Below are 13,016 nucleotides of genomic sequence, written 5' to 3'. Positions count from 1 at the left end.
CGCAGGTCTAGGGGAAACCAATAATGAAAAACCCTTACGCTCTTGGCTTCTGGTGCGCCCTGGTAGCCCTGGTGCTGCTGTCGGCCACCTATTTCTACGGCATCATGCTGGCCCACCAGATCGACAAGGCAATGGTGTTTCTCGACAGCACCGTGGCGCTGATCGCGGTCATGGCGATCGTGGTCGTGGCGTCGGCGCTGGTGCAGACCCAGCGACTCAAGAAACGCCAGCTTGAGCAAAGCAAGACGCTGCTGCTGATCTGGGACACCAAGGTCGCGCTGCGCAAAGTCGAAACCGTATTCGACCGCTACTTCTGGGGAGGCTACTGGCAGCCGGGGCGTACCTTCGCCGAAGTCATGGGCGAGCTCACCGGCACGCCGCTGGAAAAAAGCCTCGAAGCCCTGAAAAAACAATGTCTGGCCCTCGACCGACAAGTCGCCGGCGACGGCTGGCACTGGCTCAACAACGCCCGCGAACTGTCGGACGTCGCCACAGCCATGGCCCGCGAGCGTTATCAACTGGATTTCTGCGACCCGCGCAGCGACGGGCCGGGCGGAGCGGTGATCGACCGGGATTTCGAAGTGCTGGTGTACACCTGGACCGCGCGGCTGAAAAGCTTCGACCATCAGCTGGACGAGATCGAGGTTCAATACTCCTGAGCCCGAAAAGATCGCCGAACCCGGCGATCTTTTTGTTTGTCCATGTCTTGTCGACATTCTTTAACCTTTAAACATTGGGCTGCCAGGCGCGCCCGGTGCTAATCTCCACCGCTAAATTCAGCGGAGTCGCGCCACGGCCCGGTCACGGGTTCAGGGAAGACGACCACACTTTCAGCCACGGAAATCGATCAGGTCATTCATGAATAAATCAGCAGGCGTGCTTCTCGGAATTGTTGTGGCCATTGGCGCCATCAGCGTAGGCGGGGCCTGGTACACCGGCACCAAAATCGAAGGCGTGCTGAACAACGCCGTCGCCAATGCCAACAGCGAGTTGCAGACCGCCATGGCCGGCTCCAACGGCAGTGCGTCGCTGGAACTGGTGTCGCTGGAGCGCAACACCTTCAGCAGCACCGCGCACTATCGCCTAAAGGGCGAGGGTGAAATGTTCGGCGAAGCGCCGGTCGAGCTGCTGTTCGTCGACCGCATCGAACATGGCCCGCTGCCGTTCTCGCGTCTGGTTTCGCTGAAATGGCTGCCGGTCATGGCCACCAGTCACTTTGAGCTGGAAAAGACCCCGATCACCGAAAAATGGTTTGCCGCCACCAAGGGCGCGGCGCCGCTCAAAGGTGTGGTCAACATCGGCTACGACCAGTCCACCACCGGCAACCTCGAACTGCTGCCACTGGAAACCGCGCTGGATGACAAGTCGAACCTGAAGTTTTCCGGCTTGAACATGGATATTTCCGCCAGCGCCCAGGCCCAGAAGGTCAAGGCCGACGGCTACATGGACAGCCTGCGCCTGACCACGGTCGCCGAAGACCAGACCCCGGTGCAGATCGAACTCAATGGCCTGACCCTGGCCAGCAACCTCGCCAAGAGCACCTACGGCTACTACACCGGCGAGAACACCCTGGAGCTGACCAGCAGCAAGACCACCTTCGGCGCCAAGCAGTCGGTGCTGGGCGTGAAGAACTTCGAAATGAAGAACCGTACCGAAGAGAACGGCAGCAACGCCTCCGGCCGTGCCGACTACAAGGTCGCTGAAGTGACCCTCAACGACAAGAAGATCGGTTCGGCCAACCTGGCCATGAGCCTGAAAAACCTCGACATTCCGTCGGCGATGTCGCTGATGCAGATCTACCAGACCAAGCTGCAGCCTTACGAAAAAGCCGCTGCCGAAGCCACCGCCGCCGGCCTGCCGGCACCGGAGCTGAACCTGACCGAGGCCGAGTCGACCCAGGTCAAGGCTGACCTGCAGAAACTGCTGGCGGCCGGGCCGCAACTGGCGCTGGAAGACCTGTCGCTGAAAACCGCCAACGGCGAAAGCCGGGCGAATCTGGTGCTTGATCTGACCAAGCCTGCGTCGATGGACCTGCCACCGGATCAACTGGGCAAACAGTTGATCGCGCTGCTGGACATCAATGTGTTGGTGTCCAAGCCGATGCTGGTCGACCTGCTCAGCGTGCAGGCGCAAATCGATGGCCAGACCGATGCCAAGGCCATCGTCGACCAGGCCAGCGCTGGCGCCGACATGTTCGCCGGCATGGCCGTCGGTTCGCAGCTGGCGACCCTGGATGGCACCAACGTTGTCACCAAGCTGCATTACGCCGCCAATCAGGTGGAGTTCAACGGCCAGAAGATGACCGTCGAGCAGTTCGTGGGCTTCCTGATGAGCAAGTTCGGCAGTATCGAACAGCCTCAGTAAACGCCTCGCGCGTCACCGAAACGCCCGGCCTCTGCACCCGCAGACGCCGGGCGTTTTGCTGTCTGGCATCCGGGTCAACGGTCAGCCGGGGCCAGTCATCGTCACGAATCTGAACAATTATTGTGTTCTGAATATTGATCTACGCTTGCGTGCAAGACTGCTTGGATAGCTTGGCCAGGTGATCTACTTGGCCTCCGTTACGAAATGGGCAAGGGGGGGCACTGCTACCCGGCTGGCCATGTAAGGATGCTGACGAATGCCGCGTATTGATGGTCCTGTATTACATCGTGGTTTACGCCCTTTGTTTCGAGTCGCGCTGTGCAGCCAGTTGCTCTGGCCGGCGTTCGCGTTCGCCGACACGGCCTACGATCAAATGGTGCTCGACGCCCGGGCCGGGCATTACACGCCCGCGCTGACCGTTTTGCGTCAGGTGCCGCCGGCCCAGGCCACCACCGGCCAGGTCAGCGATCACCTGCAAATCGCCGGTTGGGCCGGGCTCGACGCCGAAGTGGTGCAGGTCTACGAGACCCAGGGTCGTGGCCGCGCACTGCCGGTTCAGGCGCTGACCGCCACCGCCCGGGCCTACCGCAACCTCAAGCGCTGGGATCAGGCGATCCAGGTCTACAACCAGGCCCTGACCCTGGAGCCGGATAACGCCGACCTGCAACTCGGTCTGGCACTGACCCAGGCCGACTCCGGCAAGCCTGACGAAGGGGTGATCCGCGCCCGTTCGCTGGTCGCCGCCAAACCCGATGATCCTTCCCGCCGACTGGCGCTGGGCTACGCCCTGAATCGCGCCGGCAAGCCGTACGACGCGCTGTTCGAATACGACCAGGCGTTCATGCGCGCCGGCAACAAACCCGAGGTCGCCCGCGAATACGTGGTCGCCCTGCAAAAGGCGCGTCTGCCGGAGCCGGCGCTGCGGCTTGCCAGGCTGCGTCCGGGGTTGATCGATCCGGTCACCTTGCGGCGTCTGGAAGGTGATCTGGCCGCCGAACGCGTGCGCCTGGCCGAACTGGCCACCCGCAGCGAAAAAGAACGCTACGTGATCGCCGACCGCGCCCTGGCCGACTACGACCAGTTGCTCGCCACCTGGACCCCGGACGCCAGCGCCCACGATGACGTGACCCGCTGGCGCATCGACCGCATGGGCGCACTCAAGGCCCGGGCGCGCACCGCCGAAGTCATCAGCGAATACCAGAAGCTGCAAGCCGAAGGCGTGAAGATCCCGACCTACGCCCTGCGCTGGGTGGCGGCGTCCTATCTGGATCAGCGCCAGCCGGAAATCGCCACCGATCTTTACCGTCAGGTACTGGCGGCACCGGACGCCGATGTCGGTGACCGACTCGAAGACACCACGGCGCTGTATTACTCGCTGCTGGAAAGCGACCGCGCCGAAGAGGCGCGCAAGGTTGCTGAGGAGCAGGCCAAGGCGCAGAAGCCGCGTGTCGAACTCAAGGGCTTGCCGATCGGCAACCCCAACGACGAATGGATGGACGCCCAGCAACTGGCGGCGCAGGCCGGCACCTATGGCTCCGACCTGCCTCACGGTGAAGAGCGTTTGCAGACTCTGGTGGATCAGGCACCGGGCAACATCGGCCTGCGCCTGGCCCAGGCAGACCTGTACCTGGCCCGCAACTGGCCGCGCCGCGCGGAAAACCAGCTCAAGGAAACCGAGAGCATCGCGCCGCGCGACATGGGCCTGGAAGTCGCGCAGGCCCGCACCGCCATGGACTTGCAGGAATGGCGGCAGATGGATGCGCTGACCGATGACGTGGTGGCGCGCTTTCCTGACAACCGTCAGGTCCAGCGTCTGGCCCGTGAACGTGAAGTGCACGACATGTCCGAGCTGCGCGTCGAAGCCTACGGCGGCAAGGCCAACGGCGGCAGCGGTGGCGATGCCGGCGCGGTCTCCGGCAGCCGGGATTTCGGTATCCAGACCACCCTTTACAGCCCGCCAATCGATGAAGACTGGCGAGTGTTCGCCGGGGCTGGATACGCCACCGGCGATTTTGCCGAAGGCACCGGTCACCACCGCTTCCAGCGTGTCGGCCTGGAGCGTCGCACCCGCGACATGACCCTCGAAGCCGAAGTATCGAATCATTCCTACGGTTTCGGCGACAAGCAGGGCGCGCGTCTGGCGATTGCCCGGGATATCAACGACCACTGGCAATACGGCGGCAGCCTTGAATACCTGTCGGCCGAAACCCCGCTGCGGGCATTGAACAGCGACATCAAGGCCAACGGCGGCAGCGGTTTCATCCGTTGGCGCGCCAACGAGAGCCGCGAGTGGCGGCTGGCGGTCAGCCCGTCGCACTTCAGCGACGGCAATAACCGCGTCGAAGCCTTGCTGACCGGCAAAGAGGGCGTCTACAGCGCGCCGAACCTGCAAGTCGATGCGGGCCTGGAAGTGGGCACCAGCCACAACTCCAAGTCCGATGACGTGCCGTACTTCAACCCGAAGTCGGACTTCAGTGTCATGCCGCTGCTCAACGTCAATCACGTGCTGTACCACCGCTACGAAACCGCCTGGAGCCAGCAATTCCAGGCCGGAGCGGGCACTTACAGCCAGCGTGATCACGGCACCGGCGGCATGGCATTGCTCGGTTACGGCCAGCGCTACGCCTGGAACGACGTGTTCGAGGTGGGCGGTTTGTTCAGCGTGATTAACCGGCCCTACGACGGTGACCGGGAAACCGATCTGCGTCTGCTCGTCGACCTCACTTTCCGCTTCTAGAAGAGTTTGAAGATGCCTTTGATTTCGCGTTTCTTCCTTCTGCTGGGAGTGCTGCTGGTCAGCGCCTGCGCCCAGCAAGCCCCGGCCTTTGCGCCGCCGTCCGAGCGACCGCTGGCAGCCAATGAAAAGCCCTGGCCGAAAAACCACGTGCTGGGCATTGCCTACCACGACGTCGAAGACCGAGACCCCGATCAGGCGGTAGTGGCGGTGCGCACCGAGCGTCTGCTCGAACAGCTCGCCTGGTTGCGGGAGAACAACTACAAACCGGTGACGGTCGACCAGATCATGGCCGCGCGCAAAGGCGGGCCGGAACTGCCGCCCAAGGCAATCCTGCTCAGCTTCGACGACGGTTACTCAAGCTTCTACACCCGAGTGTTGCCGGTATTGCGCGCCTACAACTGGCATGCGCTGCTGGCCCCGGTCGGCACCTGGATCGATACGCCGCTGAACCAACCGGTGGATTTCGCCGGTACGCCGCGTGCGCGCTCGGACTTCCTGACCTGGGCTCAGGTGCGGGAAATCTCGCAATCGGGCCTGGTGGAAATCGCCGCCCACACCGACGCCAGCCACAAAGGCATCCTCGCCAACCCGCAAGGCAACCTGCAGCCGGCGGCCGCGACCCGCCGCTACGATCCGGTGAGCAAACGCTACGAATCCGAAGCCGATTTCCAGGCGCGGATCCGCGCCGACGTGCAAGCGATCTCGGAGAAAATCCGCAAGAACACCGGTAAGAAACCGCGCGTCTGGGTCTGGCCTTACGGCACGGCGGACGGCACGTCGCTGACCGTGGTCAGCGAAGAGGGCTATGAAATGGCCCTGACCCTCGATGACGGCCTCGATGCCCTCGACAACCTGATGAGCGGGCCGCGTTTCCTGGTGGCTTCCGACCCTGACGGCGAGCACTTCGCCAACAGCGTGGTCGGCGTGCAATCGGATTTCACCATGCGCGTGGTCCACGTCGATCTGGACAACGTCTACGACCCGGACCCGGCGCAGCAGGAAATCAACCTCGGCAAACTGATCCAGCGCATGGCCGACATGGGCGCCAACACTGTGTTCCTGCAAGCCTTCGCCGATCCGAAGGGCGATGGGCTGGTGCATTCGCTGTACTTCCCCAACCGTCATCTGCCGATGCGCGCCGACCTGTTCGACCGCGTCGCCTGGCAATTGCGCACCCGGGCTCACGTGAAGGTTTTCGCGTGGATGCCGGTGCTGAGTTTCGAGCTGGATTCGAAGCTGCCACGGGTGACGCGCTGGGATCCGAAGACTGGCACGACCGCGGTCGACCCGGATCAATACAAACGCCTGTCGCCGTTCGATCCCGAAGTGCGACGAATCATCGGCGAGATCTACGAAGACGTGGCACGCCTGACTTCGGTCGACGGCATTCTCTACCACGACGACGCGGTGCTTTCGGACTTCGAAGACGCCGGCCCTCAGGCACTGAAGGCTTACGCCGCCCAAGGCTTGCCGGGCTCGATCGCCGCCCTGCGTGACGATCCGGCAGCGATGCAGCGCTGGACGCGGTTCAAGAGCCGTTACCTGATCGACTTCACCAACGAACTCACCGCCAAGGTGCGCGCGATTCGTGGCCCGCAAGTGCTCACCGCGCGCAACATCTTCGCCGAGCCGGTGCTCAATCCGCACAGCGAAGCGTGGTTCGCGCAGAACCTCGACGACTTCCTCGGGACCTACGACTGGACGGCGCCGATGGCCATGCCGCTCATGGAAAAACAGACCCATGCGCAATCCGGCCCGTGGCTCGAAGAGCTGGTGGCGAAGATCAAACAGCGCCCTGGTGCGCTGGACCGCACGGTGTTCGAGCTGCAAGCCCGGGACTGGACGAAAAAGAACCAGGCCGACATCGACGGCGCACAACTGGCCGACTGGATGAGCCGCCTCAAGCGTCAGGGCGCCACCAGTTTCGGCTACTACCCGGACAACTTTCTCGAGAACCTGCCGGACCTGAAAACCGTGCGGCCTGCGCTCTCCAACAAATGGAACCCATGACATGCTGGATAGACTGCTGGCCCTGCTTGTTCTGGCGATCGTCCTCGGCGTCCCGCTGGGGCTGATCTTCCTGGTCACCGGGCAATTCCTGATGGACTTCGTGTTCTTCTACCCGCTGTTCATGTCCGGGTTGTGGATTTCCGGTGGCCTGTATTTCTGGCTGCACTGGGAACGGCACTGGCCGTGGAAGGACGACACCCTGCCGCCACCGCTGGAAGGCGAACCGCTGATTTCGATCCTGATCCCTTGCTACAACGAGGGCGACAACGCCGCCGACACCATCCACGCGGCGCTGGCGCAGCACTACCCGAACATCGAAGTCATCGCGATCAACGACGGCTCCAAGGACAACACCGCCGAAGTGCTGGATGCGCTGGCCAAGGAAGACCCACGGCTGCGGGTGCTGCACCTGGCGGAAAACCAGGGCAAGGCCGTGGCCCTGCGCATGGGCGCCATCGCTGCGCGCAGCGAATATCTGGTGTGCATCGACGGTGATGCGCTGCTGGCGCCGAACACCGCCGCTTACCTCGTCGCGCCGATGCTCGACAACGCACGACTGGGTGCGGTGACCGGCAACCCACGGATCCGCACACGTTCGACCCTGGTCGGTCGGGTTCAGGTCGGCGAGTTCTCGTCGATCATCGGGCTGATCAAGCGCACCCAGCGGGTGTTCGGGCGGATCTTTACGGTGTCGGGTGTGATCGTCGCGTTCCGCCGCACGGCGCTGAACCGGGTTGGCTACTGGAGCCCGGACATGATCACCGAAGACATCGACATCAGCTGGAAGCTGCAACTGGATCACTGGAGCATCTTCTACGAGCCCCGTGCCCTGTGCTGGATTCTGATGCCGGAAACCCTGCGCGGTCTGTGGAAACAGCGTCTGCGCTGGGCCCAGGGCGGCGCCGAAGTGCTGTTCAAGAACATTCGCGGGATCTGGCAGTACCGTCACCGTTACCTGTGGCCGCTGCTGTTCGAATACTGCCTGTCGACCGGTTGGGCGTTCACCTTCCTGTTGTCGGTGATCTTCTGGGCCGTCGGCAAGTTCGTGGTCATGCCTGAAGCCATTGCGGTCGATCACCTGATGCCCCCGGCGTTCACCGGTCTGCTGCTGGCGTTTGTCTGCCTGGTGCAGTTCGCGGTCAGCATCATCATTGACCGTCGTTACGAGCCGGGCCTGGGCAAGACCATGTTCTGGGTGGTCTGGTATCCGATTGCGTTCTGGTTCGTCAGCCTGCTGACCACGCTGGTCAGTTTCCCCAAAGTCTTGTTCGGCCAACACCAGAAGCGTGCGCGCTGGGTCAGTCCCGACCGGGGTATCAAGCCGCTCGGGGACGATGAAGAGGAGGTTATCAAATGAAAATCATCCGAACCCGCCAACGGCCGTTTCTGGTGGTGGTCGATGCGTTCTTCACCGTGCTGGCCTGGATCGGCCTGCTGTATCTGCTGGCGCGCGGTTTATGGCCGCTGATCGAGACCCACGAAGGCGGGCCGCGCATCGACAATTCGGCGTTCGAAGCCCTTGGCACCTTGCAGATTTACCTGTGGGTGGCGCTGGTCAACGCGGTGATCCTGATCGGCTGGGCGCGCTATCAGCAACGCAAGAGCCGAAGCTTCGCCCAGCGCCGCCTGCCGTCCCCGGTGGTCGACGATGAAGGGCTGAGCCGCAGCTTCAAATTGTGCGACGAGCGCTTTCAGAAACTGCGCGGGCCGGGCGTGATGACCATCCACAACGATCAGGACGGCGACGTCAGCCAAGTGGTGCCGCATCTGTGGCCGGTCCAGCCGCAGGAACTGCCGCCACCGCTGGCGCCTCTGGAACATCCTCGGGTGATATTTCTGCACGCCGAGGACGACGACAACCGCGAGCCGCTGAACCGGATCACCTGACGGCGCGAATCAGCCGCCAGGCTTCATCCATCGGCAGTGGTTGTTTCATGCGTTCGGCCAGCAGCGCCATCGCTCGCTCCTCTTCGCAGGCCACCGCCGCCACCACCACGCCCTTGCTCCCGAACAGCCCGATAAATGGCGGCTGTTCGGGTTCGCCGATGAATTCGACTGCGTCCCACTGCTCGGCGTGACCGAGATAGTCGTAGTTGCGGCCGAAATGCCAGGTCCAGAAATACGGCACGTCGAGGTAATGCTCGTCGCCACCGAGCAGGTTGGCGGCGGCGATCCGCGCGTGCTGCTGGGCCAGGCGCCAGTGTTCGATGCGTTGTGGTTTGCCGTTCAACGGGAAGGTGGCGATATCGCCAATCGCCCACAGGTCGTCAGCCACGCGCAGGCTGGCATCGACCAACAGTGATTGATCCTCCTCGCGCGGCAGGTCGCCGAAGGCTTCGGTGGCCGGATGTACGCCGATTCCCGCCAACACCAGATCCGCCGACAGGCGCAGGCCGTTGTCGAGCAACACCGCCTCGACCTTGCCGTCGCCGGTGATCTCCCTGGCTTCGTGATCGGTGATGAATTTCACGCCGTGTTCTTCATGCAGTGCCCGGATCGCCTTGCCCACGGCTTCACCGAATTGCGCCGCGAAGGGAATCTCGTGACGCGCCAGCACCGTCACCTCGAGACCGTGCTGGCGCAGGGCCGAGGCGCATTCGAGCGCAATGAAACTGTCACCGATGATCACCGCGCGCTGCCCCGGCTGGGCGGCGTCCATGATGGATTGCGCCTGGGCTTTGCAGCGCAGGACAAATACTTGAGGCAGGTCGGCGCCGGGTAGTTCCAGCGTGTTTGGCGTTGCGCCGGTGGCCAGCACCGCCGCGCTGTAATGCAGTGTGCGGCCATCGCTCAGGTGAAGGGTTTTGGTATCGGCATCGAGCCCTGTGACCTCGCCTGAAACCCGGTTGATGTGCTGTTCGCGGTAAAAATCGTCATCGCGCAGCGGCGGGGTTTCCGCCGACGGCATTTCCCCGGACAGCACGAATTTGCTCAGCACCGTTCGGTCGTAGCCGGCGTCCGGCTCGCGGTCGATCAGCACGATTCGCCCGCCGAAGCCTTTTTCCCGCAGGGCGGCGGCGCAGGCCGTTCCCCCGGCACCGGCGCCGACGATGACAAAGGTGCGCGGGTCGTCCTGCGGCGGGGTGGGCGGATCCGGCAGCGGCTGGTCATCGACCCACACCTCGTCGCCGCGCAGTTCCAGCGGATAGCGCTTGAGGCTGTCCAGCGCCGGAGGCTCGCACAACGCGCCATCTTCGGCGCGAAAGGCTGCCTTGTGCCAAGGGCAGATCAAACGGCCATGGCACAACGCACCTTCCGCCAGCGGTGCGCCGGCGTGCGGGCATTCCCCCTGAAAAGCGCGCAACTGGCCGGCGGCGCGCAGCAGGACGACCTTGCAGTCGCCGACTTGCACCTCCAGCCCACGGTCTTCAGGCACATCGGCGAAACGGGCGACACGGTGCAGGGTCATGGTCGTGCTCCTCACAGGCATTTCTCATACGAGTTTGGGCAGCATTGCGAGGTTCAGCCATTTGCCACTGCCACGGCACGAACGGTACGGCTATAGTTTGCAGGCCGACGAAGGCCCAACTGCACAAGGTGCTCCCGGAATGACCCGATTGACCTCTCTCAACCCTTGGCTGGCGGCCGTTGCCGTCGCCCTTTGCGTGCAGTTTCCGGCGCAGGCCCAGGAGCGTTTCACCCTCAGCATTCCCGGCGTGTCGGATAACCGCCTGTTCACCTCGGCGGCGGCCAGCGATGCGGCCGGCTGCGGCGGCAAGAACCAGTCGCCGGCCCTGAGCTGGAATGCCGGCCCGGCCGGAACCCTGAGCTACGCCATCGTCATGCACGATCCGGACGGCCAGAAAGGCGCGGGTGTCGATCACTGGATTCACTACGGGATCAAGGCCACGACCCGGCAGATTGCCGCCGGCGTTGGCGCCAAATCGGCCCTTGAAGGCGTCGGTGGCACCAACAGCAAAGGCACCACCAGCTACGTCGGCCCGTGCCCACCGGTGGGCGACAGCGCGCACCACTACATCATCCAGATCTACGCCCTGGATCTGGCCCCGGACGCCTTGCCCGCTGGCCTGACCCGGGCCCAGTTGATGGAAAAGATCAAAGGCCACGTGCTGCGCAACAGCAGTGCGGTGCGGCGCTATCACCGCTGAAAAAAATTTCGGCGAGATTTAACCCGAACGCAAAGGGCTGCCCGTCTCAGGGGATGAATGGATCAATTCTTCCCCGAGGTCAGCCCCCATGTCCCTTCCTTCCACGCTTCTGCGCCCCCTTGCTGCCAGTGTGTTGCTGGTGGTTGCCGGTTGCGGTGTTTCCTCCAGCCCGGAAACCACCGTCGCGCCGCTGCCGGCGCAGACCGAACTGAAATCTTCCGTGCAGCCCGAAGTGGTCATGGCCGACAGCGCGATGGCCAAACGCAGTGTACGGGCGGCGCCGATCGCCAGTTTTGCACCGCTGCCGGCCGCTGAAAGTTATCCACAGGGCTATCGCGACGAACAGCGCGAGCAGTACGCCAAGCTGGCCGACAACCCGATCCACAGCGTCGCCGAAACCCCGGTCTCGACCTTCAGTGCCGACGTCGACACCGGCGCATACGCCAACGTGCGGCGACTGCTCAATCAGGGGCGACTGCCGCCGGAAGGCGCGGTGCGCCTGGAAGAGATGGTCAATTACTTTCCCTACGACTACGCGCTGCCGAGCGATGGCTCGCCCTTCGGCGTGACCACCGAACTCGCCGCCTCACCGTGGAACCCGCACACCCGCTTGCTGCGCATCGGCATCAAGGCCTCCGACCGCGCGGTGGCGGAATTGGCCCCGGCCAATCTGGTATTTCTGGTGGATGTGTCCGGCTCAATGGACCGCCCCGAAGGCTTGCCGCGGGTCAAAAGCACCCTGAAGTTGCTGGTCGATCAATTGCGCGAGCAGGATCGGGTGTCGCTGGTGGTGTACGCCGGTGAATCCAGAGTGGTGCTGGAGCCGACTTCCGGACGGGAAAAGGCGAAAATTCGCACAGCCATCGAGCAATTGACCGCCGGCGGCTCGACTGCGGGCGCTTCAGGCATCGAGCTGGCTTATCAGATGGCGCAGCAGGCGTTCATCCCCAAAGGCATCAACCGCATCCTGTTGGCCACCGATGGTGACTTCAATGTCGGCATCAGCGACTTCGACAGCCTGAAACAAATGGCTGTGGATAAACGCAAGAGCGGGATTTCCCTGACCACCCTGGGTTTTGGTGTGGATAACTACAATGAACACCTGATGGAACAACTGGCCGATGCCGGTGACGGCAACTACGCCTACATCGACAACCTGCGCGAAGCGCGCAAGGTGCTGGTGGATCAACTCGGTTCGACCCTCGCCGTGGTCGCGAAAAACGTCAAGTTGCAGGTCGAGTTCAACCCGGCGCAGGTCAGCGAATACCGGCTGCTCGGTTACGAGAACCGCGCGTTGAAGCGTGAGGATTTCAGCAATGACAAGGTCGATGCCGGTGAAATCGGTGCAGGCCATACGGTGACGGCGCTGTATGAAATTGTCCCGGCAGGCGAGAAGGGCTGGCTGGAACCGCTGCGCTATGGAAAAACCGATGCAGTGGTTTCCGAGAAGAAAGGAGAATTGGCCATGTTGCGCGTGCGATATCAAAAGCCTGAGGGTGGGAAAAGTCTGCTGATCGAGCGGCCGATTGCCAGTCAGGTTGTATCGGCCAGTGAGGACCTGCGTTTCGCCTCCGCCGTCGCTGCGTTTTCCCAGCAACTCAAGGACGGCCGCTACACCGGCGAATTCAGCCTCAAGGACACCGAAGCCCTGGCCCGAGGTGCACGCGGCGATGACCGCTTCGGCCTGCGCAACGAGTTCGTGCAACTGGTGGAACTGGCGCAGAGCCTGCGTACGTCCACGGCCTCCAACGCAATGTCCACCGAGCGACGGATTGAATAGTGAGCCGCCTCAAAGG

9 protein-coding genes are annotated in these 13,016 nt (G+C 63.1%); 8 read left to right on the top strand and 1 reads right to left on the bottom strand.

All coding sequences use genetic code 11. The features are described 5' to 3' along the window. Nucleotides 1–23 precede the first annotated feature (23 nt). The 6 genes from L6D74_RS09490 to pgaD all read left to right on the top strand — a co-directional run bounded on the left by L6D74_RS09490 (nucleotide 24) and on the right by pgaD (nucleotide 8,998). A complete protein-coding gene (locus L6D74_RS09490) occupies nucleotides 24–659 on the top strand; it encodes a hypothetical protein (RefSeq protein WP_011331886.1) in 636 nt (211 codons plus the stop codon). Between the two features lie 199 nt (nucleotides 660–858). Next, a complete protein-coding gene (locus tag L6D74_RS09485; protein WP_085647902.1) occupies nucleotides 859–2,364 on the top strand; it encodes a YdgA family protein in 1,506 nt (501 codons plus the stop codon). 256 nt (nucleotides 2,365–2,620) lie between these two features. After that, nucleotides 2,621–5,101 carry a poly-beta-1,6 N-acetyl-D-glucosamine export porin PgaA gene (gene pgaA / locus L6D74_RS09480; protein ID WP_236188854.1) on the top strand — a complete coding sequence of 827 codons (2,481 nt, stop codon included), beginning with the start codon at nucleotides 2,621–2,623 and terminating at the stop codon, nucleotides 5,099–5,101. 12 nt (nucleotides 5,102–5,113) lie between these two features. After that, on the top strand, nucleotides 5,114–7,111 hold the full coding sequence (gene pgaB / locus L6D74_RS09475) for a poly-beta-1,6-N-acetyl-D-glucosamine N-deacetylase PgaB (protein WP_236188853.1): 1,998 nt from the start codon (nucleotides 5,114–5,116) through the stop codon (nucleotides 7,109–7,111). A gap of 1 nt (nucleotide 7,112) precedes the next feature. Next, nucleotides 7,113–8,468, top strand: a complete 1,356-nt coding sequence (gene pgaC, locus L6D74_RS09470) for a poly-beta-1,6-N-acetyl-D-glucosamine synthase (protein ID WP_236188851.1) — start codon at nucleotides 7,113–7,115, stop codon at nucleotides 8,466–8,468. Further along, nucleotides 8,465–8,998, top strand: a complete 534-nt coding sequence (gene pgaD, locus L6D74_RS09465; RefSeq protein WP_039772993.1) for a poly-beta-1,6-N-acetyl-D-glucosamine biosynthesis protein PgaD — start codon at nucleotides 8,465–8,467, stop codon at nucleotides 8,996–8,998. Before pgaC ends, pgaD begins: the two co-directional genes overlap by 4 nt. Here the strand turns inward: pgaD and L6D74_RS09460 are convergent. Continuing rightward, a complete protein-coding gene (locus tag L6D74_RS09460; RefSeq protein ID WP_236188849.1) occupies nucleotides 8,991–10,520 on the bottom strand; it encodes an FAD-dependent oxidoreductase in 1,530 nt (509 codons plus the stop codon). The genes pgaD and L6D74_RS09460 overlap by 8 nt on opposite strands. A 139-nt stretch (nucleotides 10,521–10,659) precedes the next feature. Between L6D74_RS09460 and L6D74_RS09455 the strand changes: the two genes are divergently transcribed. Both L6D74_RS09455 and L6D74_RS09450 read left to right on the top strand, forming a co-directional pair. Then, nucleotides 10,660–11,220, top strand: a complete 561-nt coding sequence (locus tag L6D74_RS09455) for a YbhB/YbcL family Raf kinase inhibitor-like protein (protein ID WP_236188847.1) — start codon at nucleotides 10,660–10,662, stop codon at nucleotides 11,218–11,220. 88 nt (nucleotides 11,221–11,308) lie between these two features. Then, entirely contained in the window at nucleotides 11,309–13,000 is a 1,692-nt protein-coding gene (locus L6D74_RS09450) for a vWA domain-containing protein (RefSeq protein ID WP_236188845.1), read from the top strand. The last annotated feature ends 16 nt before the right edge of the window (nucleotides 13,001–13,016 follow it).

Origin of the sequence: Pseudomonas pharyngis (assembly GCF_021602345.1) — a bacterium.
GTDB classification, from domain to species: Bacteria; Pseudomonadota; Gammaproteobacteria; order Pseudomonadales; family Pseudomonadaceae; genus Aquipseudomonas; species Aquipseudomonas pharyngis.
Note: the sequence above shows the minus strand (reverse complement) of the source record. Positions and strands in the feature narration are given on the sequence as shown.